This is a genomic window from Stenotrophomonas maltophilia, assembly GCF_003970865.1.
GTDB classification, from domain to species: domain Bacteria; phylum Pseudomonadota; class Gammaproteobacteria; order Xanthomonadales; family Xanthomonadaceae; genus Stenotrophomonas; species Stenotrophomonas maltophilia_AR.
This window is the reverse complement of record NZ_RXLZ01000048.1, coordinates 15,367-37,983: the sequence shown is the minus strand read 5'-3', so window position 1 is coordinate 37,983 and position 22,617 is coordinate 15,367. Positions and strand designations below refer to the sequence as shown.

Below are 22,617 nucleotides of genomic sequence, written 5' to 3'. Positions count from 1 at the left end.
ACCCCGCCCGCAACGCCGCCGCCGCCGCCCACCGCGCCGCCACCCGCGGCGCCGTAATGCACACCGCCTGGTCGGTCACCGTCGTCACCGCGCGCTCCAGCAGCTGGATATCCGCCTCATGCTGGCGCGCCACATGCGGATCCTCGAAGAAGATCGCACGCTGGCAACGCCCCTCCAGCACCCGGTCGGCAATCTGCGCATCACCGCCCATCGGGCCGCTCTGGTAGCGCGTCACCCACGGCGTATCACGCGGCCAGCCCCGGCTCCAGGCCAGCTCGTTCAAGCGCTGGCCGGTGGTACCGGTCGCCACCCGCTCACCGAACCGGGCCAGCACATCGAAGTGCTCGTCGGCGAAGGCCAGCATCGCCGGCTTCATCGCATCGTGCGCGATCAGTGCCAGCGTCTGGCCCTCGAACGCATGCAGGTCGTCGGCGCTGGCGTCGGCCGCCAGCCCGGCGTGGACGCGCTCCACCTCGACCCAGTCGCGTGCGGTGGCCACGGTTGAGATGAACGGCTTGCCGTGAATCACGCACTGACGCTTCAGGGCCGTGGCTTCCGGAAACACGGAGGACGGATCGACCGGGTCGATCAGGTAGATCGCGCCATCCAGTGTCCGATCCGGACCCATGCCAACCACCTCGGCAACCAGCTTCATCAAGCCACCCTCGCGACCGTAGGGATAACGGTGCAGGCCCGCGTACCCGGTCAGGAAACCCTGTCGTTCGATCGCGTCATGGGTGCGGCCGACCGCATGCAGCGACACGCCCAGCTCGCGCAGGCCGGCCTCGCTGCTGCGCAGCCAACGGAACAGCGCGGCGCGCGCGTCGAGGTGATGAAGACGGTTGGCAGCCAGGCCGATGCGCATCGAACGCTCCGCAGGTACGGGTGAAGGCGGCAGTGTATGTCGGCATTCCCCTATCTGGATGCTTTTACAACTTTCTTCATTGCCGTCGGCCCGCGCGTCGATAGCGTGGCAGGCAGCGGTACCGCTGCGCGGCCGTTCCTTCCGCCTGCGAGATGAGGATGCCTACCGTGAATGTCGCCGGCTTCCCGGCAGCCATTGCTGTCATGGCCAGCCTGCTGCTGCCTGCCGCGGCCTCCGCCACGGGCTGCAGGACACCGCTGCGCATCGCCTGGCCGTCCGACCGTGCTCCTTTGTCGTCCAGCGAACAGGGCGAAGCCCTGGGGCTCGGCGCGGCGTACCTGAAGCTGCTGGGCGGGCAACGGCCACTGCAGCTGCTGCCCGTGCCGGCCACCAGCGTGGACCGGGACGAGCTGCCGGCCGGCACCCAGGCGTTGCTGGGATGGCCACGCTCGCAACTGCCCGCCGGCTGGGTGGTCAGCACGCCCTACCTGCAGCTGCCACAGGTGATCGTGCGCCGGGAGGACGCGTCGCCGGTGCTGGGCCTGGAAGATCTGCGTGGACGCAGCGTGGCCAGCCCCAGCCGGATGCCGCTGCAGGGGCTGCTGGCCGAGCAGGCTGCGGGTGCACAGCTGCTGCCACCGGCAGCGCTGGACGAGGCACTCCCTCTGCTGGGCACCGGATTGATCGATGCGGTGGTCGCCAACCTCGGCGAAGTCGAGGCCGCGTTGCGCCGCTACCAGGGCGATGCACTGCTGATCGCTGCGCCGGCCGGTTTCGACGATGCCCTGGTGCTGGCGACCACGCCCGCCTGCGCCGATGTCATCGCCGGCTTCGAGCAGGCGTTGTCGCAGCTGACCGATACCGAGCGCGATCAGATCCGCGCGGCCTGGCTGCCGGACCGGCCGCGCAATTCCCCGTCATCGTCGCCCCTGCGCTGGCTGGTGCCGGCCTCGTTGATCCTGCTCGCCCTGGCGCTGGTCCATGCCTACGGCTACTGGCGGGTCCATCGCGAGAGCGTGCGCCGCCGAGGGCTGGAGCAGCGCCTGCAGGAGGTAACCGCGAACCTGCCGGCGGTGGTCTACCAGGCGCGTCGTTCGGCGGGCGGCCACTACAGCTTTCCGCAGATCGCCGGTGACGTGCAGGCCCTGTTCGGAATCAGCGTGGAGACCGCGCGGATCGATCACCAGCGGTTGTTGGCCGCGGTCCATCCGGAAGACCGCAGCCAGGTGATGGCCTGTGTCGAGACGGCTGCATTGGCGCGTGGCCCGATCGACGTCACCTTCCGCACCCGCTCGCCACAGGGCTGGCGATGGGTGCGTTCGCATGGGCGGCCGTTGTCCTGCGACGACAGCGACGTCGAGTGGAGCGGCTATTGGATCGACGTCAGCGAGGTGCAGTCGCGTACCCGCGCGCTGGCCGAAGCGCGCCGCGAGGCCGAGCAGGCGGCACAGGCCAAGGCGCACTTCCTGGCAACGATGAGCCACCAGATCCGCACCCCGATGAGCACGCTGCTGGGCATGCTCGAACGGCTGGCCGGCAGCAGGCTGGAGGTACGCCAGCAGCAGGTGCTGGCCACCGTCGATGATGCCGCGCGGATGTTGCGGCAGATCCTCGACGATGTACTGCACAGCCAGCGCCTGCAGGGCGCACCACTGCAGCTGCGGCCCACGGACCTGGCGGCGCTGGTGCGCGCGGTGCAGCAGCTGCTGATGCCGGTGGCCGCCAGCCGCGGCCTGCACCTGCAGGTGATGCTTGATCCGGAGATGCAGCCGGGATCGCTGGCCGATGGCCTGCGCCTGCGCCAGATCCTGTTCAACCTGGCCGGCAACGCATTGAAATTCACCCGGCACGGCCATGTGGAACTGCAGGTGCAGGTACTGCAGCAGCGTGATGGCGGCCAGCGGCTGCGCCTGCAGGTGAGCGACAGCGGCGTGGGCATCAGCGAGGAGCGCCAGCAGGCGGTGTTCGCCGCCTACACCCAGGCGGAACGATCGACCACGCGGTGCTTCGGCGGCAGTGGGCTGGGCCTGGCGATCTGCCGCGAGCTGGCGACCTCGATGGGCGCGGAACTGCAGCTGCGCAGCTCACCCGGGAAGGGCACCACGGTGTGGCTGGATCTGGACCTGGATGCCTGCGCGGCGCCCGTGGCCGCACCTTTGGCGGCGGCGGACGCGCGTCCATTGCCGGCGGCGCGCGTGCTGGTGGCTGAAGACCATCCCACCAACCTGCATCTGCTGGAGCAACGCCTGTGTGCGCTCGGGCTGCAGGTCCACGCCTGTACCGATGGACGGTCGGCGCTTGAAGCATGGCAGGCGCAGCCGTTCGAGCTGGTGATCACCGACTGCCATATGCCGGGCATGGACGGCTTCGCACTGGCGCGGGCGATCCGCGCCGATGCCTGCCCGGCGCGTGCGCAGGTGCCGATCATCGCGCTCACCGCCAGTGTGATGGAAAGCACCCGCGAAGCCTGTCGTGTGGCTGGCATCGACCACTTCCTGGCCAAACCGGTGGAGCCGCACGCACTGCGTGCGCTGCTGGCGGTACTGCTGGCGCCGGACTCAGTGGGCCAGTAGCCGCACGATGCTGGCGGCGGCATCGCGGCCTTCGGCCACGGCGGTCACCACCAGGTCGGCACCGCGTACCGCATCGCCACCGGCGAACAGGCGCGGGTGCGACGTCTGGTACGGCAGGCGGTCCTTGCCGCCGGCGACGATGCGGCCGTTGGACTGGCCTTCCACGCCGTGCTCGGTCAGCCACGCCGGCAGCGTCGGCGAGAAGCCGAACGCGATGATCACCACGTCCGCTTCCAGCAGCGATTCGCTGCCTTCGATCGGCACCGCGTTCTGGCGGCCGTTGGCATCGGGCTCGCCCAGCCGGGTTTCGACCACGGTCACGCCGATCACTTCGTCATCGGCGCCGGCTTCGATCGACAGCGGCTGGCGGTTGAACAGGAAACGCACGCCCTCTTCGCGTGCATTGGCCACTTCGCGCGCACTGCCGGGCATGTTGGCTTCATCGCGGCGGTAGGCGCAGGTCACCTTGGCCGCGCCCAGCCGCACCGCGCTGCGCACGCAGTCCATGCCGGTATCACCACCACCGAGCACCACCACGCGCTTGCCGTTGAGGTCGGGCAGGGCAATGGTGTCTTCCCAGCCGGCAATCGGCCGGCCCTTCGGATCATCGCCGCTGACGATGCGGCTGTTCTGCACCAGGAACGGCAGCGCGGGCAGCACACCCTTCAGGTCCTGGCCGTCGAGGCCACCGTCGGTGTAGCGGTAGGCGCCAGTGCCGACGAACACCGCATCGTGGCTGTCCAGCAGTTGCTGCACGCTCAGGTCGCGACCGATCTCCACGCCGAGGCGGAACTGCACGCCCATGCCTTCCAGCACTTCGCGGCGGCGATGGATCACGTCCTTGTCCAGCTTGAAGCTGGGAATGCCGAACTGCAGCAGGCCGCCGATCTGCTCGTAGCGGTCGTAGACCACGGCGGCAATGCCGGCGCGTGCCAGGCGGTCGGCGCAGGCCAGCCCGGCCGGACCGGCGCCGATCACCGCCACGCTGTGGCCGGTCGGCTGCACCGCACCCAGATCCGGGCGCCAGCCGCTGGCCAGTGCGGTATCGACGATGTACTTCTCCACCGCGCCGATGGTCACCGCGCCGAACTCCTCCAGCGTGCAGCTGCCTTCGCACAGGCGATCCTGCGGGCAGACCCGGCCGCACACTTCCGGCAGCGGGTTGGTGCTGTGGCACAGCGTGGCCGCTTCATGGATGCGGTTCTCCTGCACCAGCTGCAGCCACTGCGGAATGGCGTTGTGCACCGGGCACTTCCAGCTGCAGTAGGGGTTGCCGCAGTCCAGGCAGCGGCCGGCCTGGTACTGCGCGTCCTCCTTGCCGAACTTGCCGTACAGCTCGCCCCAGTCGCCGGACGTGCGCAGTTCCACCGGAATGCGCTGCGGCATGGTGCGGGGCAGGTCGAGGAACTGGAAGGCGTGCTTGCGGCTCATGGCGGGCTCTGTGGTGTTTTGCGGTTGCCGGCCAGCGGCCGGCACTACGTGATCCTGGGATGCCGGCCAGCGGCCGGTACTACCGTTACGCGGCGCGTCGCAGGGTCTCGGTCAGCGACTCGATGCTGGCGGCCTTGGGTTTGACCAGCCAGAACTTGCCGATGTAATCGCGGAACTCGTCCAGGATCTGCTGCGCCCAGATACTGCCGGTCAGTTCGCGATGGCGGCCGATCAGGCGGTGCAGGTGCTGGCGGTAGTTCTCGAAGCCCTCGGCCGACACACGGTGGATGTCGATCAGCTCGTGGTTGTAGCGGTCGACGAAATCGCGGTCCACGTCCAGTACGTAGGCCAGGCCGCCGGTGAAGCCGGCACCGAAGTTCAGGCCGACCTTGCCCAGCACCAGCACCACGCCGTCGGTCATGTATTCGCAGCAGTGGTCGCCGGCGCCTTCCACCACCGCCAGCGCGCCGGAATTGCGCACCGCGAAGCGTTCGCCGGCGCGGCCAGCGGCAAACAGCTCGCCGCCGGTGGCGCCGTACAGGCAGGTGTTGCCGATGATGGCGGTGCTGCGTGCCTCGAAGCGCGCGCCACGCGGTGGGCGCACCACCAGGCGGCCGCCGGCCATGCCCTTGCCGACGTAGTCGTTGGCTTCACCCTCCACTTCCAGATGCAGGCCACCCACGTTGAACGCGCCAAAGCTCTGCCCGGCACTGCCACGGAAGCGCAGTTCCAGCGGTGCCTCGGCCATGCCCTGGTTGCCATGCGCACGCGCTACGGCACCGGCCAGGCGGGTGCCGATGCTGCGGTCGGTGTTGTGGATCAGGAAGCGATGCTCGCCACCGCGCTTGTGCTCGATGGCCGGCGCCAGCAGGCCATCCATCTGCGTGGCCAGGCTGTCCGGCGATTCGTACAGGCGCTGCGCGGCGCAGTGGCTGCCTTCGTAGCGGGCATCGGCCAGCAGGCGTGACAGGTCCACGCGCACGCCGTCGCGCGGCGCCGCCTCGATCTGCCGCAGCAGGTCGGTGCGGCCCACGATCTCTTCCAGCGAACGTGCGCCCAGGTAGGACAGCCAACCGCGCACTTCCTCGGCCAGCAGGCGGAAGAAGTTCTCCACGCGCTCGGGCTGGCCGGTGAAGTGGTTCTCGCGCAGGCGCTCGTCCTGGGTGGCCACGCCGGTGGCGCAGTTGTTGAGGTGGCAGATGCGCAGGTACTTGCAGCCCAGGACGATCATCGGCGCGGTGCCGAAGCCGAAACTGTCCGCGCCCAGCAGCGCCGCCTTGACCACGTCCAGGCCGGTCTTCAGGCCGCCATCGGTCTGCAGCAGGGTACGCCCGCGCAGGTCGTTGGCCAGCAGCGCCTGGTGCGCTTCGGCCACGCCCAGTTCCCACGGTACGCCGGCATAGCGGATCGAGCTGACCGGTGAGGCACCGGTGCCACCGTCATGGCCGGAGATGGTGATCAGGTCCGCACCGGCCTTGACCACGCCGGCAGCAATCGTGCCGACGCCGGCATGGCTGACCAGCTTCACCGACACCAGCGCGGTCGGATTGACCTGCTTGAGGTCGTAGATCAGCTGCGCAAGGTCTTCGATCGAATAGATGTCGTGGTGCGGCGGCGGCGAGATCAGGCCGATGCCCGGGCGCGCATAACGCAGGCGGGCGATCAGCTCGTTGACCTTGTGGCCGGGCAGCTGGCCGCCCTCGCCGGGCTTGGCGCCCTGCGCGACCTTGATCTGCAGCACTTCGGCGTTGACCAGATACTCGGCGGTGACACCGAAACGACCCGAAGCCACCTGCTTGATCTTGCTGCGCTTGGCGGTGCCATAGCGGGCGGGATCCTCACCACCTTCGCCGGAATTGCTGCGGCCGCCGAGGCGGTTCATGGCAATTGCCAGCGCCTCGTGCGCTTCCGGTGACAACGCGCCCAGGCTGATCGCAGCGGTGTCGAAGCGCGGGAACAGGGCGCTGGCCGGAGCGACCTCGTCCAGCGGCACGGGCGTGGCCGCTGGAACCAGTTCCAGCAGGTCGCGCAGCGCCGACGGCGGCCGTGCATGCACGGCATCGCAGTACTGCTGCCACGCACGCGGGTCACCGCTGCGCGCCGCGCGCTGCAGGGTGGTCACCACGTCCGGGTTGTACATGTGGTACTCGCCGCCGTGCACGTACTTCAGCAGGCCGCCCACGTCCACGTCCTGCTGTGCGTCCCAGGCCTGCACACACAGCTCGCGCGCGTCGGCATCCAGGCGCACGAAACCCGCACCGCCGATGCGCGAGGCGGTATCGGGGAAGCACAGATCGACCACTTCCGGTTCCAGGCCGATGATCTCGAACAGCTGCGCACCGCGGTAGCTGGCCACGGTACAGATGCCCATCTTCGAGATGATCTTCGACAGGCCCTTGTAGACGCCCTTGCGGTAGCGGCGACCGATCTGCGACTGCTCACCGCCCTTGCTGAGCTTGAGAATGCCGCGTCGGCCCAGGTCGAACAGGGTCTGGTAGGCCAGGTACGGATACACCGCCGTGGCGCCGAAACCGAGCAGGCAGGCCATGTGATGCGGGTCGCGCGCGGTGCCGGTCTCGACGATCAGGTTGACGTCGCAGCGCAGGCCCAGCCGCGAGAGGTGGTGGTGGATGGCGCTGGTGGCGAGCAGGGCATGCACCATCGGCCGCCCGGCCACCGGGTAGCGGTCGGACAGCAGCAGCATCACCATGCCCTCGCGCGCGGCCTGTTCGGCTTCGCTGCAGATGCGTTCGATGCCGGCGCGCAGGCCCTCGTCCTCGCTGTAGGACAGGTCGAGCAGGCGGTTGGCCTGCACGTACTGGTCCATCTTCAGCAGCTGGCGCAGCTTGCGCTGGCTCAGCACCGGCGAGTTGAGGATGACGTGGTTCACCGTCTCCGGGCCGGCATGGAAGATGTTGGTCTCCCTGCCGAGCTGGGTGGACAGTGACATCGCGCAGTCTTCGCGCAGCGGATCGATCGGCGGGTTGGTGACCTGCGCGAAAGCCTGGCGGAAATAGTCGTACAGCGGACGGCTGCGCTGGCTGAGGACGGCCATCGGCGTGTCATCGCCCATCGAGCCAGTGGCTTCCTGCTCGGTCTCGGCCAGTGGACGCAGCACCTGCTCCACTTCCTCGCTGCTGAGCTGGTAGAGCTTGTGGTAGCTGCGCAGGGTGCCTTCGTCGAAGGGTTCTTCCACCAGCGACGGGTCGATCAGTTCGGTCTGCAGGTAGGTCACGCCCTGCTGCAGCCACTGCTTGTACGGTGCGCGGCCACGGTTGATGCGGTCCACCGCGTCGGAGTCGAGCAGGTCGCCGCGCTTGAGATCGATGGCGATCATTTCGCCCGGGCCGAGCTTGCCCTTGCGCACCACGCGCTCGGTCGGCACTTCCCACACGCCCGCTTCGGAGGCGACCAGGAAGTGGCGGTCGGCGGTCAGCATCCATCGCGCCGGACGCAGGCCGTTGCGGTCGAGGGTACATACGGCGTAGCGGCTGTCGCAGGCGACGATGCCGGCCGGGCCATCCCACGGCTCGCTGTTGAGGCCATGGAATTCGTAGAACGCGGCCAGGTCCGGGTCCTTGAACTCCAGCGACTGGGTGGCCGGCGGCACCAGAATACGCAGTGCCTGGATCAGCTCCATGCCACCGGACACCATCAACTCCAGCATGTTGTCCAGGCTCTGCGAGTCCGAACCGTGCATGGAGATCACCGGATCGAACTCGCCAATGTCGAAGCGCGGTGTCTTCCACACCTTGCTGCGCGCCTGCGCCCAGCGCCGGTTGCCTTCGATGGTGTTGATCTCGCCGTTGTGGGCGAGCATTCGGAACGGGTGGGCCAGCGGCCAGCGCGGCAGCGTGTTGGTGGAGAAGCGCTGGTGGAACACGATCGCGCTGGAGGCCAGTTCGCGGCGCTGCAGGTCCGGGAAGAAGCGGCTGAGCTTGTCCGGCAGCACCATGCCCTTGTAGCTGATCGCATCCGGGGTGAGGGTGGTGACGTAGAAGTCGGCATGGTCGCGCAGCTGCTGTTCGCTGCGGCGGCGGGCCAGGAACAGCGCCAGCGCAAAGCCGGCATCATCCTGGCCGACGCCGGCATCGACGAACACCTGCTCGATGCGCGGCAGCGTGTCACGCGCCAGCTGGCCGCAGACGCTGTCGTCGGTCGGTACCTCGCGCCAGCCGGCAACCCTGCAGCCGACCGCTTCGACCTGCGCCTGCAGCCGGGTGCGGCAGGCGTGGGCCGCATCAGTGTCGTGCGGCAGGAACACCAGGCCGGCAGCGAAGCGTGCGGAGACAGCGATGCCGGCTTCGCTGGCCAGCAGTTTCAGGAACGCATCGGGGCGGCGCAGCAGCAGGCCGCAGCCATCGCCGGTCAGGCCATCGGCGGCGACGCCACCACGGTGGGTCATGCGCGAAAGCGCGGCGATGGCGGTATCAACCAACAGGCGCGAAGGTTGATCGTCGAGCTGGGCGACCATGCCAAATCCACAGGCATCGCGCTCGGAGCGCGGGTCGTAAAGCCCTTGGCGGTTGCGGGGGGCCATCTCTACCTCGATGCGGGATGAATTGAACGGGGACACTCAAGCCCGCCCAATCCCTGGAGCGCATCGTGAGGCCACCGGATGCCTCGACTAGATCACAGGTTGCTGCAACGCCGCAATACACGGTTGCAGGTGCAACAGAACGCGCCGGCAGCACAGTGCCGGCGCCGGGTCGAACTCAGCCGCAGCGCACGCCGCTGACGGCGCCCTTGTCGTCCACTTCGATGTTCAGGCGGTCGCCGAGGAACTCCATCGTGGCGACATCATTGGGCTTGAGCACGCGTACCTGGCTTGCGCCGGCGTCTTCCTGCGCCTGCTTGCCGAGGGCATCGGTGTACGCCTGGCTGACCAGGCTCTGCACCTGGCTGGCATCGCAGGTGCCGACCGGCGGGGCTTCGGTGGCTTTGCCGGCTTCATCGGCCGGTGCCTTGGCTGCTTCGGCGGCCTGCTGGGCGTGGGCCGTGGCCGAATCCTGTTCATCCAGCGCCGGTGCCTGGCAGGCGGTCAGGGCCAGCACGGCCGGCAGCAACAGGGCGGAGAGCGAACGGGCGCGAATCGGGAACGACATCATGACTCCGGAAGGGGTTGTGAAGACCCGAGCATAGCGGCGAACCGGCCCTCACGTGTTTGTCTTGTGTTATCGACAGGATCGCGGCATGGCGACGGCGACACTACAGGCATGCCAACCCCCTCCACCCCCGAACGACAGGCCGCGCGCGCGGCCGGCCTGCGCTATGTCGACGACACCCAGCCGGGCATCAGCCGGCGCCGCGCTGGCAAGGGTTTCAGCTACCGCGATGCTGATGGCCACGTGATACGCGACGCCACCACCCTGCAACGCATCCGTGCACTGGCGATTCCGCCGGCGTATACCGCCGTGTGGATCTGCGCCCACGCCAACGGTCATCTGCAGGCCACCGGCCGCGATGCGCGCGGGCGCAAGCAGTACCGCTACCACGCCGACTGGGCCAAGGAGCGCGACGCCGGCAAGTTCGACCGCATCATCGCCTTTGGCGAGGCCTTGCCCACGCTGCGGCGGCGGTTGTCGCGGGATCTCAAGCGACCTGGGTTTCCGCAGGAAAAAGTGCTGGCCATGGTGGTCGCGCTGTTGGCGGACACCCTGGTGCGGGTCGGCAATGAAACCTATGCACAACAGAACCGCTCGTTCGGACTGACCACACTCCGCAACCGCCATCTGGAACTGTTGCGTGGCGGCCGGGTGCGCATGCGCTTCCGCGGCAAGTCCGGGCAGCTGCAGGAGGTGACCGTGGGCGACCGCAGGCTGGGGCTGCTGGTGCGGCGCCTGCAGCAGCTGCCGGGGCAGGCGCTGTTCCAGTACCGCGATGACGAAGGAGCCGTGCAGCCGGTGGATTCCGGTGCGGTGAACGATTACCTGCGCGAGGTGATGGGCGAGGACTTCACTGCCAAGGATTTCCGCACCTGGGGCGGCACCGTGGCGGCGGTGCAGGCGTTTGCCGCCACCGAGCTGCCGGAACCGGCCAGCCAGCGCGCGCTGGCGCAGGCGCAGCGCGCGGTGGTGTGCGAAGTGGCGTCGCTGCTGGGTAATACCCCGGCGGTGTGCCGCAAGGCCTATATCGACCCCTGCGTGTTCGCCGGCTGGGAGCGCGGCGAACTGGCCAAACTGGCCGGCCTGCGGGGGCCGCGCCAGTGGGAACAGGCCACCCTGCGCGTACTGCGCAGGGCGCGCCGGCTCAGCCGCAGTAGATCGCGGTGATGTTGTTGGTGCGGCCCTTTTCGATGGTCAGGCGGTCACCGCCTTCGCTGGCCGGCGGCACCCGCGGGCCGTCGTGGCGCAGCACCCGCACGTGCAGGCTGTCGCTGTCCACGCGTGCGCGGGCGACGGTGGCGTCCGAAGCGGCCAGGCCGAGTGCGCCGCGCACCATGTCGCTGTGGCACTGCCCGGAAATCACGCCGTCGATCGGCTGCACCTGGGCCATCGGCGTGCTGCTGCAGGCGGCGAGGGCAAAGCAGACGGCGGCGGTGGCGATGGATTGTTTCATGGAGGCGTTCCTTATGTGGTTGCGTGCAGCGTGCGACGCCGCACGTGGTGGCGGAATGAATACCGTGCACGCGGTGGGCACGGTGTGCTCACTGCCGCCAACAGCATAGGTGGAGACACTGCAGGAGCGGCGTGCGTCGCCCCCGGTACTGCGGCGCACGCGCCCGGTAGTGCCGGCCGCTGGCCGGCAACCCCCTTCCCCCCGAGGAGACCTGCATGGCCACCACCAGGAAGAGCCCCGTCCGCCGCAAGGCATCGCCGAAGGTGCGCAAAAGCACCCAGGCTGCGCCAACCGCCGCCGGGACCACCGCATCCGAGCGTCCACGCGTGGTGAAGACCGCCACCCGCAAGGCCGCCACTTCTGATCCGCGCGCAGCGCGTGTGGCAGCGCGGCAGCGGCGCCTGCAGGACCAGGAAAAAGCGAAGGATGTACGCGCGGCGAAGAAGGCGACAAAAAAGGCGACCAGAAAGACCGCCACCCAGGCCGGTCCGCGCCGTCAGCCCGAGACGATGCCGGCGCAGCAACTGGCCAAGCCGGGCCATGAGCACGCACTGGAACTGGCGCCGCGCTTCCTTGCACCGGACTACAGCGGCAGCGGCAAGCTGCAGGGCATGCGCGCGATCGTCACCGGTGGTGATTCCGGCATCGGTCGCGCGGTAGCGGTGCTGTTTGCGCGCGAAGGCGCCGATGTGGCGGTGCTGCACCTGGACGAAGCCGAGGATGCGGATATCACCCGCCAGCACGTGGAGCGCGAAGGCGGCCGCTGCGTGGTGATCGCCGGTGATGTGCGTGATCCGCGCTTCTGCAACAAGGCGGTCAAGCAGGTAGCCAAGGCCTTCGGCGGCATCGACATCCTGGTCAACAACGCCGCGTTCCAGCTGCATTGCGAGCGGCTGGAGGACCTAGAAGACGCGCATCTGCAGGAAACCCTGCAGACCAACATCGGCGGCTACATCCAGATGGCACGCGCGGTGTTGCCGCACCTGGGCGAGGGTGCCAGCATCATCAACACAGGATCGGAAACGGGAATCTTCGGCAGCAAGGCGCTGATCGACTACTCGGCCACCAAGGGTGCGATCCATGCGTTCACCAAGTCGCTGGCCAGCCAGCTGCTGCCACGTGGCATCCGGGTCAACTGTGTGGCGCCGGGGCCGGTGTGGACGCCGCTGAACCCGGCCGACAAGCCGGCGGAAGACGTGGCGGAGTTCGGCAAGGACAGCGACATGGGGCGGCCCGCACAGCCCGAAGAGCTGTCGCCCGCCTATGTGTTCCTGGCCTCGCCGGTCTGTGCCGGTTACATCAGCGGGGTGATCCTGCCGGTGATGGGTGGGCCACGGGGGTGAGGCCGGGCTCGGCATGCGTGGCCTGAATGGGGCGGGGCACCGGGGTGTGCGCCGTGTCAAAAGCCGTGCGAGGCGGCTGGGGTAGGCTGATTCCCTACCGATCACGTTCAAGGACCGACCATGCCCGAAATGGATATCGATGCGGCGGCCAACGAGGTCGTCGCCCTGCTGCGGCAGAACGACGCGCGCGCTGCAGCCACCCGCCTGGAGGCCCTGCACGACGGCCAGAGCATCGTGGTGCAGGAATCCCTGGATCGTTACGTCTCGGCGCGAGCCGCCACCGAACTTGAGGCGCTGCGACGGAGCGGTGGTGTTGCCGCGGCAGATGCGGCCACGGTGAACCCGATGCTCGATCGCCTGAGCGAGGCGACGCGTCCACCGCGCATGCCCGAGGTGGCGGAGACCGCAGCCCTGAGCCAGGCCCAGCAGTACGACGTGTACGGCAGCATCGTCGCCCAACGTGGCAACACCGCAGCCAACGATGCGATGGCCGGCCAGGACCGCGTGGTGCTGGGGCTGCGCGATGAGAACCGCACCACCGAGGCACGCGGGCGTGGCGTCTACGACGACCGCATCGTGGTGCTGTGGAAGGATGCGCAGGGCCAAGGCCATGTGCGCGAGTTCAACCAGGCCACGACCGAGCCGACCGCCCAGTACGACGGTCATGCCAAGACTACGCCGCGCAGCCCGGGCTTCGGCAACGTGGCGCCGCGCACCAAGACCGAAGGTGAGGACGTCAACGGCGACCGGGTCAAGGATCTCGGACGCCTGGGCGAAGGCACCACCGAGATGCGCGCGACCACCCATCCGCGCAATGGCCATCCCGATGAGTTCGCGCTGCGTCCTTCGCAGGACGCGATCACTGCGGGTGCCGGACGGGTGGAGCGCGACAGCAATGGCGACGGCTGGTTCGATGCGCGCGATACCCAGGGCGTGCAGGACCTCAACGACACCTTCAAGATCCATCGTGGCAGCCGATCCAACACCGATTCGGCGGGCTGCCAGACCATCGGCGGCGGCGAGTACGACGACTTCGTGTCGACGGTGCGCGGCACGCCTGGGCAGAACCGTTGGCAGTACGTACTGACCTCGGTTGCACCGGGACAGGCACGTGAGCTGGGGCAGGACGTGCCGCTCGCGACCCATGACGATCCACGCCAGCCGCAGCATCGCGACCATTCCCTGCAGCAGCAGATCAGCACGCGCCTGCAGGCCTTGGGCGGACGCTACGCCGAGCATGCCGATGACTACAGTCTGGTCTTGCTGCGCGAAGCGAAGGCCGCAGGCATCACCCGGGTCGACCAGATCGTGGCCAGCAATCCCAGTGCTGGACGTGCGGCGGGCGAGACACTGTTCCTGGTGCAGGGCAGTCCGGGCGATCCTGCGGCGCTGCGCGCAGGGGTCAATGCAGCCGAGGTGCGCGACACTGCGGTGGAATCCAGCCTGCGCCAGCTGCAGCAGCAATCGCGCGAACAGGCGGTACCCACCCCTGCGCCTGCACAATTGCAGGAAGCGCCGGCGGTGGGAGGGCGTTGAGCGATGATCCGATCACACCTGATGCCGAGCGTTTCGTTGATGCTGTTGCTGGCCTGCAGCGCCTGCGCGCCCGCTGGAGAGCGCGTCGCGCCGGTAGCAGCACCCACCGCCAGCCCGGCGGCGAAACCGGAGGCCTTGCCTGCGCAGACCTCGCCCGCCGATCGCGGATTGCCCGCATTGCCGGAAGCCTCCGGCAGCGCCCATCCCGACGGTCGCTACGCTGCGCTGCCCGAACCTGCCAGGCAGGTGCTGGCGCAGTTGAAGTGCAACGTGGAGGGCGGCAGTAAGGTGCAGGTGCTTTCCATTCCCGCGCAGGGTGGCCAGCAGGATTTCATGGTCACCGACCAAGGCGGGCCCCGCTTCCGCTACTGGATACGCTCGTTCTCCGGCAGTGGCGGTATCAACGGTTATCTGGTGCAGCTGCAGGGCTGCCCGGCAAGCACAGTGGGCATGCGCGCCTACATCGCACAGGGGGCTGCACCGCTGCAGGACGTCACCGCATCGCTGCTGGCGCAGGCAGGGCTGCCTGATGCGGCGACGATGACGGCCTACCAGGACAAGGGCGCAGGCGACCTGTTCGCCCTCATCGGGCCGCTGAACAAGGTGCCGGTGCTGCGCTGGGTGGCTGAGGCCGACCCCGAGCAGCCGCTGGCCGCGGACGCGCGCACGTTCGATCATGGCAACGCCATCCATGCAGGGTTCCTGCGCTGGAACCAGGATCACTTCGAGGTGGTCAGGACCGTGCCAGCCACGCTATGGCCCTGCGACGACAGCCCCTTGCGGCCGTGCAAGAGCGACCCGTTCGTGACCGGGCGCTGAGAGGGGCAGCGCAGGGGTTGTTGAATCGGATCCTGCGTGCCTGCTGTGGCTAGCGGATCCGGGAAGGAGATCTTCCGAACTGCCGCTTGAACGCGGCACTGAAGCTGCTGGTATGGGCATACCCGGCAAGGCTGGCTGCCACGTCCACTGACACCCGCCGCTGCAGCAGCGCATCGTGTGCCCGTTGCAGGCGCAGTGCACGCAGCCAGGCGGCGATGCTGCTGCCGTGCAGCTGCTGGAAGGTGGTTTGCAGGTCGACGGCGTTGGTACCCAGCCTGCGCGCCATCTGGTTGATGGTCAGGCCATCGGCCTCGCCGCTCTGCAGCCAGTGCTGCAACTGGTCCACGCAACGCCGCAGATGCGCGCTGGGGGCAGGCGCGTCGCGTTCGGCGACCACGGATCGAACCACGCTGGCCGCGACCTCCAGCGCGAAACTCTCGCGCTGCAGGCTGGCCAGCAGCGGCGGCTCCGCGGTTTCCGTTCCGAACAACGCCGCAGCTCGCCGCAGCAGCGACGCAGGCGGTTGCCACGCCTGATTGCGCGCGTGGCTCAGGCGCAGGCGGCTGAGACCGGCCGAGGCAATGCCATCGAGCTGGCGCGACAACCAGTCCCGGCTGAGGTGCAGGCTGACCTTGGTTTCCTCACGACCCGCCTGCCAATGGCGCTGGAACGCTTCTTCCTCGCGAAGGTGGACCAGCATCGCCGGGCTCCCGGCCCGGCGGCTGTCCATCTGCAGGCGCTGGTTGGCGATGACCACTTCGGCCTGTCCCTGCAGCAGGAAACTGGCGGTGAGGCCCGCAGGCAGGCAGTTCTGGCTGCGGCCGCCGACCATGTCCTGGCTGCGGCTGAGGTAGAGCACCAGGCCGCTGTCCATCGACTGCACCTGCTGCCAGCCGGCCAGCACCGGCAGCGCATCGGGAAGGCCCGATTCAAAGTCGACCCGGCCGCCCAGCGCGTGGGCGGCGCTCATCAGTTCGGCGCAGGAGTAGACCTGCATGCAAGGCACCCACAAATGCTGTCGTGCCTAAATTTTCTTTCGTCGCGCCTAAACTTGCAATCGTATTGCAAATTATTCTCATTTGCGGGGGTGGGGCGCTGCCCCTTTCCCCTGTTCAGCAAGAAGGTCGATGGCAATGGGTCTGGTGATCAACGAGGCGGTGGTGTTGCGTGCCGTCTTCCACGGCGCGGTGGATGCGGACCAGATCCGGTACTGGCTGGACCGCGTGCAGGCGCTGATCGAGGCTCACCGTCCCTTCTACTTCATTGCCAGCACCACGCCCGGTGCCACCTTCTGCGACGATTACCGTGCCCTGCAGGCGGTCTGGTACAAGCAGTACAAGGCTGCCTTCCGGCAGTACTGCCGCGGGCTGGTACGCATCGCCAGCGACGCCGCCGAGCAGCAGCGGCTGGACACCCCGGCGCTGCACGCGGCCTGGGCCGTACCTTACTTCGTCACTGCCGATGCCGGCGCGGGCATGCGCTGGATTGGCGAGCATCTGGAGCAGGCCGATGCGCACTGAGCGCGCCGCCGCTTCGCCATTCGGCCTGGGGGTGATTGTCGCGCTGTACATGGCGCACGCGCTGCCCCTGTATTTCTACAACGTGGCGGTGCCAGCCATCCTGCGCAGCCAGGGCGTGGACCTGCGCTGGATCGGCATGTTGTCGCTGCTGTACCTGCCGTGGGCGCTGAAGTTCCTGTGGGCACCGCTGGTGGACCGCTGGCACCTGCCCGCCCTCGGCCGCCGCCGTAGCTGGCTGTGGCTGACGCAGCTGCTGCTGCTGGCCGGCATCCTGGTGCTGGCGTTCACCGGCTTGGATCATGGCCTGGTCGTGTTCGTGCTGGTCGGCATGTGGATCTCGAGCATCGCCGCCACCCAGGACATCGCCATCGACGGCTACACCGTGGAGGCGCTGGCGCCGGCCGAGCACCGGTTGGGCAGCATGGCGCAGAGCGTGGGTGTGGCCCTGGGCAGCATGATCGGTGGCGCCGGTGTGCTGTGGCTGTATGAAACCCGCGGCTGGAGCGTGGCCCTGCTGAGCCTGGCCGCGATGAGCGCACTGACCCTGCTGGCAGTGCAGCAGATCAATGAAGCGCCGGCCAGGCCCGACGCGCCGCGGCCGAGCATCCTGCGTGCGCTGGGCCGCCGCGAACTACGCTGGGCGCTGCTGCTGATCGTGCTGTACCGGCTGGTGGAAGCGCCGGCCATGGCGATGATCAACCCGCTGCTGGTCGACCAGCAGTTCAGCCTGACCGAGATCGGGTTGCTGATCTCGGTGGGCGGTGCCGGCACCGGCATGCTGGCAGCTGTGGGCGCCGCCTGGCTGCTCAAGCAGCACCGGGCCGAGCAGCTGTTGATGCATGCCGGCTGGTGGCGCACGGCGCTGTATGTGCTGCTGGCATTGATGCTGTACAGCGGCGCGCTTGCGACCTCGCGGTTCGGCCTGGGCGTGCTGGTGATCGCCCTGCTGGCGCTGCGCTATGTGGCGATGACCAGCCTGTATGCCTTGTTCATGCGGGTCAGCTCGCGTGCCCAGGCCGGCACCGACTTCACCCTGCTGGTGTGCTTCGAGCTGCTGGTCAATTTCATCGGCGGCGCGTTGTCCGGCTTCCTCGCCAAGGGCATGGGCTACCCCACCTACTACATCGCGCTGGCCACGGTTTCGGCGCTTGGACTGCTGTTGTGCGGGCCGCTGATGCGCCGCTTCGCAGCGCCCACGAACTCTCCCTGATACGCAACGAGGACACCATGCGGCATACCGCAGCAACCCTTCCGCTGGCTGTGCTGGCGATGGCCATCAGTGGCCAGCTGGCGGCGCAGAATGCGTCCGCTACGGCCGGCACCCGGCAACTGGATGCGGTGAGTGTCACCGCCGTGCGAGGCGCACGCAGCGTGGCCGAGATCGCCGGCACCGTGTATGCCATCGAGCACGAACAGATTGCCCAGCAGATCACCGCCGGGCGCAGCACCGCCGACATCCTCGGCCAGCTGGTGCCGTCGCTGGCGCCGGCCAGCGGTACCACCAGCAACTACGGCATGACCATGCGCGGCCGCAGCGTGCAGGTGATGATCGATGGCGTGCCGCTGACCGGCGCACGCGATGGGTCGCGCCAGCTCAACAGCATCTCGCCGACCATGATCGAGCGCATCGAGGTGATCTCCGGCGCCACCGCGCTGTATGGCGCCGGTGCCAGTGGCGGCATCATCAACATCATCACCCTGCAGCCCGGCGAGCAGCCGGTGCAGCTGGCCAGCCAGTTCGGCCTGCGCAGTCCCTCGCATCTGTCCAGTGACACGCTGGCCTGGAACGCAGCGCAGACCATGACCGTGCGTGGCGATCAGTTCAGTGGCGCGTTCGGCTTCGCCTATGGCCGGCAGGGTGCATCGCTGGATGCGCATGGCCGCCGCATCGGCCCGGAGATCGCGCAGACCGATCGCCAGGACACCGAGACCCGCGAACTCAATGCGCGCTTGGACTGGACCCCGACGGACAGCCAGCGGTTGAGCGTGGGCGTACGCTGGTTCGACGATCAGCAGGACAGTGATCATGGCCCCGACTATGGCCCGCGCCTGGCCGCGCTGTTCAACCCTGCGTTCACGCCCAGCCATCAGGCGCTGCCAGGCCTGCAGCTGGAGGCGCAGCCGCGTACGCGCCATCAGGGTGTCAACGCGCAGTACCGCAACCGCGACCTGCCGGGTGGGCAGGAACTGAGCGTGGAAGCCTATTACCGCAACGAGCAGGGACGCTGGTTCCCGTCGGTGTCGACCCTGGTGCACCCCGCGCTGCGCGGTGGCTTCGCCTATGTGGCGATGCAGTCCAACACCGACATTGATGTCTGGGGCCTGCGCAGCGCGCTGCACAAGGATTTCCAGGTCGGTGGCCGCGGCCTGCAGCTGTCGTATGGCGTGGACCACGAACGCGAGCAGGATCGCCAGCGCGGGCAGATGTATGACATCAACCGCTTCATCGCCAGCAATGGTCTCGATTACCAGCCCACCGCACAGTACGCGATGGGGCCGGACGTGCGCGTGGATACCACGGGCCTGTTCCTGCAGGCCGATCATTCGCTGGGTGAGCGCTTCAGCGTACAGGCCGGTGTGCGCCACCAGATCCTGCGCAACCGCGTAGAAGATTCGCTTCCCTACACTGAAGCGATCACCGCCGATGCCGTTGCCGGGTATCAGCCGCGCGTGCTGCAGGGCGGCCGCGTGCGCCACTCGCAGACCCTGTTCAATGCCGGCGTGGTGTACCGGCTGGATGCATCGCAACAGCTGTTCGCCAACGTCTCGCAGGGCTTCAGCCTGCCCGATACCCAGCGCATGCTGCGCGACGTACCGGCAAGCTTTGTCATCGATAGCCGCAACATCGGCCCGATCAAGGTCGACAGCTACGAGCTGGGCTGGCGCCGCAGCGATGCCTCGCTGCAGAGCGCAGTGACCGCGTTCTACAACCGCTCGGACAAGACCGTGCAGTTCAACCGCGACTACAGCGTGTCGGTGGCCGACACCGACGAGCGGGTGTGGGGCGTGGAGGCCAACCTGCGTTACACGCCCACCGCACCGCTGGAGCTGGGCGCCAGCGTTGCCAGTACCCGTGGCCAGTACCGCGACGCTGCCGGACGCTGGCGCGAGCTCAATGCGTTCCGCGTTTCACCCCTGAAGGCCGGCGTGCATGGGCAGTGGCGCTTCGCCAACGACAGCCTGCTGCGACTGCAGGGGCAGGTCGTCGGCGGGACCGATCGCGCCTGGCGCGATGCACCGGCTGCGGCGATCAGTCCCAGCATCCGCGCCACGCCGGCGGCGAAGATCCACGGCTATGCGGTGTTCGACCTGATCGGCGAGCTGCCGCTGGCAGGCGGCCGCTTCAGTGTCGGCATCTACAACCTGGCAGATCGTGACTACCGCACGGTCTACGGCCAGCAGGCCGAGGCGACCTACGGAAAGATGTCGAGCCTGCCGGCGGCAGGGCGGACCTTCTCGATCGGGTACCGGGTGGAGTACTGAGGGGCACGACCACCGCCCTACCGTTCGTCGGCTCATGACTTCCGGGGGGTTGACTACAGTTGTCGTCACGCAGAAAGTGACGACACGTGTAGTCAAGGGAGTGGTGTCATGCGTGGCAAGACGATCGGGGACCAGGAGCTGGCCCTGCTGCAGTACATCGATGAACATGCGCCGGCCACGGTCGGCGAGGTCGCCAGTGGCTATGGCGAGGCCCGTGGCCTGGCCCGTTCCACCGTGCTGACGATGATGGAGCGGCTGCGGGCGAAGGGGTATCTTCAGCGCCAGCAGCAGGACGGCGTCTACCGCTACCAGGCCACCCGTGGCCCGGAGAGCGTGCTGCAGGGTGCCGTGGCCCAGTTCGTCGACAACACCCTGCAGGGCTCGGTGTCGCCGTTCGTGGCCTACCTGTCGCAGCGCCAGCAGGTCAGCGACAACGAACTGGCCGAGCTGGAAGCGCTGGTCGCCCAACTCCAATCGCGTCGCCACGAGGGCTGAGCCATGGACACCACGATGCTGATCCCGATGTTGGAACGGCTGGGCTGGACCAGCCTGCAGACCGTGCTGCTGGTGGCCCTGGTGTACGGCGTGTGCCGCGCGCTGCCGTCGCTGTCTGCGGCCACCCGCTGCCGCCTGTGGTGGCTGGTATCGCTGCAGGCCGTGCTCGGTCTGTTCTGGAGCCAGCCGCTGCAGTTGGCCTGGCTGCCGGCACCGCAGGCGGTGGCGATGACCGCCACTGACGTTGCCGCTGATCTGGTCTACCCGTTGGCACCGGAAGCCTCGGCGCAGCTGCTGGCGACGATGCCGATGCCCGCAGCGGACGTGCCGGCAGTGGCGTGGTGGGCCGTTGCACTGGCTGCGCTGTGGGCATCCGGCGTGCTGCTGATGGCCCTGCGCACCTTCGGTGAGTGGCGCCGCTGCCGGGCGCTGCTGGCCGCCGCCTATCCCTGCGAGGACGAAGCGCTGGTGCAGGCCCTGCAGCTGGCCTCCGACGCGCACGGCGTGCGCCCTGCGCCGCGGTTGTGGATGAGCGCGCAGGTGGATGCACCGCAGCTGGTCGGGCCGTTCCGCCCGGTGCTGCTGCTGCCGGCCGGCGACAATGCCCTGCAGGGTGATGCGCTGGATCTGGCACTGACCCACGAACTGCAGCATCTGCAGCGGCGTGACCTGCAGTGGGGCCTGCTGCCCGCACTGGCCCAGCATCTGTTCTTCTTCCACCCGCTGCTGCGCCTGTCGGTGCGCGAATACGCACAGGCCCGCGAGGAAGCGGTGGATGCGGCCGTGGTCGGCCAGCACGGCGCCAGCCGCCAGGCTTATGGTCGCCTGCTGCTGCAGCTGGGCGTGGCACCGCAGCCGCATCTGGGCGTGGCGAGTGCCGCACCGAACACCACCAGCCTCAAGCGCCGTCTGCTCTCGCTGCAGCCGCGCCGGGCCTGCCCGCGCATCCTGGCGATGGCGCTGACCGCCGCCGTGGTGCTGGTGGGCGTGGCGCCGATGCGACTGGTCGCAGCGCCGGTGCCGCCGGCTCCGCCCGCACCTCCGGCCGCCCCGAAGGCCGTGGTGCCGCCGCCGCCGAAGGCTCCGCCTGCACCCCCGTCGTCCGCGCGTGTGCCGGCCGTGCCGGTGGCGCCCGCGCCGCCCGCCGAACCGACCGATATGGAAGAACCGTCCGGTCCTGACGATGCAGACGTCGCCTATGTTGACGATGCCGCTGGCAGGGATGAGGACCATGACGGCACGACGTCCACCACCACGTCCATCACCACCTACGGTCGCCTCGATCTGGGCAAGTCGCCCCGGGAGGCCTACGTGCTGGTGGATGGTGACTCGACCTTCGCCAACGGCGGCATGGACGACGTGACGGTGGCCCGCCGGCAGCTCGGCAAGGGCCCGGCGCTGTGGTTCCGCCAGGGCGACAAGCGCTATGTGGTGCGCGACCCGATGCTGATCCAGGCCTTGCAGCGCGCCTACAGCGGCGCCGCAGACCTCGGTCGCCAGCAGAGCGAACTGGGCCGCCAGCAGAGTGCGCTGGGTCGCGAGCAGGGCGAACTCGGCAGGCAGATGGGTGAGATGGGCCGCCTGCAGGGCGAGGAGTCACGCCGCCTTGCGCTGGCCGCCGCTGAGGTAGCGCGCAGCGCGATGGCCGCCCACGACATCAACCGTGAGGCAGCTGCGGAAGCGGCGAATGCCGCGCGCGGTGCAACCCGCGATATGACCGTTGCGCGGGAGGCTGCACGCGAGGCCGCCGCCGAGGCACGTCGTGCGATGCAGGAAGCCCGCAGCGAGGCCGCGCAGTCCGGCCGCACCCGTGACATGCAGCGCTTGGCCAGCCAGCAGTCTGAACTGGCCAGCCGCCAGGCGGCACTGGGCAACCAGCAGGCCGCGCTGGGTGAGCGCCAGGCACGCGTGCATGCGCAGGCATCGCAGCAGGCACAGCAGGTGATCGCGCGCGCACTGGCCAGCGGCAAGGCCGAGCGGCTCTGATCGGTAGT

At 68.6% G+C, this 22,617-nt stretch carries 16 protein-coding genes; 10 read left to right on the top strand and 6 right to left on the bottom strand.

What is annotated here, in order from left to right:
* Window positions 1-865: methylglyoxal synthase (locus tag EKL94_RS15750; protein ID WP_126929804.1), on the bottom strand; the 865-nt coding region annotated here is incomplete at its 3' end.
* Between the two features lie 167 nt (window positions 866-1,032).
* On the opposite strand from EKL94_RS15750, the gene EKL94_RS15745 reads away from it, so the two are divergent.
* The gene (locus EKL94_RS15745; protein ID WP_126929803.1) at window positions 1,033-3,438 is read left to right on the top strand and encodes an ATP-binding protein; all 2,406 of its coding nucleotides are present in this window, start codon (window positions 1,033-1,035) and stop codon (window positions 3,436-3,438) included.
* Here the strand turns inward: EKL94_RS15745 and EKL94_RS15740 are convergent.
* The 3 genes from EKL94_RS15740 to EKL94_RS15730 all read right to left on the bottom strand — a co-directional run bounded on the left by EKL94_RS15740 (window position 3,424) and on the right by EKL94_RS15730 (window position 9,974).
* The gene (locus EKL94_RS15740) at window positions 3,424-4,869 is read right to left on the bottom strand and encodes an FAD-dependent oxidoreductase (protein ID WP_126929802.1); all 1,446 of its coding nucleotides are present in this window, start codon (window positions 4,867-4,869) and stop codon (window positions 3,424-3,426) included. The genes EKL94_RS15745 and EKL94_RS15740 overlap by 15 nt on opposite strands.
* A gap of 85 nt (window positions 4,870-4,954) precedes the next feature.
* Window positions 4,955-9,409, bottom strand: a complete 4,455-nt coding sequence (gltB, locus tag EKL94_RS15735; protein WP_126929801.1) for a glutamate synthase large subunit — start codon at window positions 9,407-9,409, stop codon at window positions 4,955-4,957.
* A 175-nt stretch (window positions 9,410-9,584) separates the two neighbouring features.
* Window positions 9,585-9,974 (bottom strand): I78 family peptidase inhibitor, encoded by a 390-nt coding sequence (locus EKL94_RS15730; RefSeq protein ID WP_126929800.1) that lies wholly within the window; start codon window positions 9,972-9,974, stop codon window positions 9,585-9,587.
* A 111-nt stretch (window positions 9,975-10,085) separates the two neighbouring features.
* Between EKL94_RS15730 and EKL94_RS15725 the strand changes: the two genes are divergently transcribed.
* Window positions 10,086-11,141, top strand: coding sequence for a DNA topoisomerase IB (locus EKL94_RS15725; protein WP_126929799.1), 1,056 nt, complete (start codon window positions 10,086-10,088; stop codon window positions 11,139-11,141).
* Here EKL94_RS15725 and EKL94_RS15720 read toward each other — a convergent pair.
* Complete coding sequence (locus EKL94_RS15720) at window positions 11,119-11,427, bottom strand: hypothetical protein (RefSeq protein WP_126929798.1); 309 nt, start codon at window positions 11,425-11,427, stop codon at window positions 11,119-11,121. The two genes, EKL94_RS15725 and EKL94_RS15720, sit on opposite strands and share 23 nt — an antisense overlap.
* Window positions 11,428-11,642: 215 nt before the next feature.
* Here EKL94_RS15720 and EKL94_RS15715 point away from each other — a divergent pair, with 215 nt between their 5' ends.
* The 3 genes from EKL94_RS15715 (at window position 11,643) to EKL94_RS15705 (ending at window position 15,125) form a co-directional block, all read left to right on the top strand.
* Window positions 11,643-12,770 carry an SDR family oxidoreductase gene (locus tag EKL94_RS15715; protein WP_126929797.1) on the top strand — a complete coding sequence of 376 codons (1,128 nt, stop codon included), beginning with the start codon at window positions 11,643-11,645 and terminating at the stop codon, window positions 12,768-12,770.
* 120 nt (window positions 12,771-12,890) lie between these two features.
* On the top strand, window positions 12,891-14,306 hold the full coding sequence (locus tag EKL94_RS15710; RefSeq protein WP_126929796.1) for an XVIPCD domain-containing protein: 1,416 nt from the start codon (window positions 12,891-12,893) through the stop codon (window positions 14,304-14,306).
* A gap of 3 nt (window positions 14,307-14,309) precedes the next feature.
* Complete coding sequence (locus EKL94_RS15705; RefSeq protein ID WP_126929795.1) at window positions 14,310-15,125, top strand: SPOR domain-containing protein; 816 nt, start codon at window positions 14,310-14,312, stop codon at window positions 15,123-15,125.
* Window positions 15,126-15,174: 49 nt separating this feature from the next.
* On the opposite strand, the gene EKL94_RS15700 is transcribed toward EKL94_RS15705, so the two are convergent.
* Window positions 15,175-16,122, bottom strand: coding sequence for a helix-turn-helix transcriptional regulator (locus EKL94_RS15700; protein ID WP_126929794.1), 948 nt, complete (start codon window positions 16,120-16,122; stop codon window positions 15,175-15,177).
* 130 nt (window positions 16,123-16,252) lie between these two features.
* Here EKL94_RS15700 and EKL94_RS15695 point away from each other — a divergent pair, with 130 nt between their 5' ends.
* The 5 genes from EKL94_RS15695 (at window position 16,253) to EKL94_RS15675 (ending at window position 22,609) form a co-directional block, all read left to right on the top strand.
* Window positions 16,253-16,645 carry a hypothetical protein gene (locus tag EKL94_RS15695; RefSeq protein WP_260473448.1) on the top strand — a complete coding sequence of 131 codons (393 nt, stop codon included), beginning with the start codon at window positions 16,253-16,255 and terminating at the stop codon, window positions 16,643-16,645.
* Complete coding sequence (locus tag EKL94_RS15690) at window positions 16,635-17,855, top strand: MFS transporter (RefSeq protein ID WP_126929793.1); 1,221 nt, start codon at window positions 16,635-16,637, stop codon at window positions 17,853-17,855. The genes EKL94_RS15695 and EKL94_RS15690 overlap by 11 nt, the downstream gene beginning before the upstream one ends.
* Window positions 17,856-17,872: 17 nt before the next feature.
* Window positions 17,873-20,128 (top strand): TonB-dependent receptor, encoded by a 2,256-nt coding sequence (locus EKL94_RS15685; protein WP_126929792.1) that lies wholly within the window; start codon window positions 17,873-17,875, stop codon window positions 20,126-20,128.
* 108 nt (window positions 20,129-20,236) lie between these two features.
* Window positions 20,237-20,623 (top strand): BlaI/MecI/CopY family transcriptional regulator, encoded by a 387-nt coding sequence (locus EKL94_RS15680; protein ID WP_014035478.1) that lies wholly within the window; start codon window positions 20,237-20,239, stop codon window positions 20,621-20,623.
* Between the two features lie 3 nt (window positions 20,624-20,626).
* Window positions 20,627-22,609 carry a M56 family metallopeptidase gene (locus EKL94_RS15675; RefSeq protein WP_126929791.1) on the top strand — a complete coding sequence of 661 codons (1,983 nt, stop codon included), beginning with the start codon at window positions 20,627-20,629 and terminating at the stop codon, window positions 22,607-22,609.
* Window positions 22,610-22,617: the final 8 nt, after the last annotated feature.

What these genes read in the sequence shown, in the direction of transcription:
- EKL94_RS15740 (WP_126929802.1), bottom strand. Translation starts at nt 4,869, where the DNA reads ATGAGCCGCAAGCACGCCTTCCAGTTCCTCGACCTGCCCCGCACCATG.
- gltB (WP_126929801.1), bottom strand. Translation starts at nt 9,409, where the DNA reads ATGGCCCCCCGCAACCGCCAAGGGCTTTACGACCCGCGCTCCGAGCGC.
- EKL94_RS15730 (WP_126929800.1), bottom strand. Translation starts at nt 9,974, where the DNA reads ATGTCGTTCCCGATTCGCGCCCGTTCGCTCTCCGCCCTGTTGCTGCCG.
- EKL94_RS15725 (WP_126929799.1), top strand. Translation starts at nt 10,086, where the DNA reads ATGCCAACCCCCTCCACCCCCGAACGACAGGCCGCGCGCGCGGCCGGC.
- EKL94_RS15720 (WP_126929798.1), bottom strand. Translation starts at nt 11,427, where the DNA reads ATGAAACAATCCATCGCCACCGCCGCCGTCTGCTTTGCCCTCGCCGCC.
- EKL94_RS15715 (WP_126929797.1), top strand. Translation starts at nt 11,643, where the DNA reads ATGGCCACCACCAGGAAGAGCCCCGTCCGCCGCAAGGCATCGCCGAAG.
- EKL94_RS15710 (WP_126929796.1), top strand. Translation starts at nt 12,891, where the DNA reads ATGCCCGAAATGGATATCGATGCGGCGGCCAACGAGGTCGTCGCCCTG.
- EKL94_RS15705 (WP_126929795.1), top strand. Translation starts at nt 14,310, where the DNA reads ATGATCCGATCACACCTGATGCCGAGCGTTTCGTTGATGCTGTTGCTG.
- EKL94_RS15700 (WP_126929794.1), bottom strand. Translation starts at nt 16,122, where the DNA reads ATGCAGGTCTACTCCTGCGCCGAACTGATGAGCGCCGCCCACGCGCTG.
- EKL94_RS15695 (WP_260473448.1), top strand. Translation starts at nt 16,253, where the DNA reads ATGGCAATGGGTCTGGTGATCAACGAGGCGGTGGTGTTGCGTGCCGTC.
- EKL94_RS15690 (WP_126929793.1), top strand. Translation starts at nt 16,635, where the DNA reads ATGCGCACTGAGCGCGCCGCCGCTTCGCCATTCGGCCTGGGGGTGATT.
- EKL94_RS15685 (WP_126929792.1), top strand. Translation starts at nt 17,873, where the DNA reads ATGCGGCATACCGCAGCAACCCTTCCGCTGGCTGTGCTGGCGATGGCC.
- EKL94_RS15680 (WP_014035478.1), top strand. Translation starts at nt 20,237, where the DNA reads ATGCGTGGCAAGACGATCGGGGACCAGGAGCTGGCCCTGCTGCAGTAC.
- EKL94_RS15675 (WP_126929791.1), top strand. Translation starts at nt 20,627, where the DNA reads ATGGACACCACGATGCTGATCCCGATGTTGGAACGGCTGGGCTGGACC.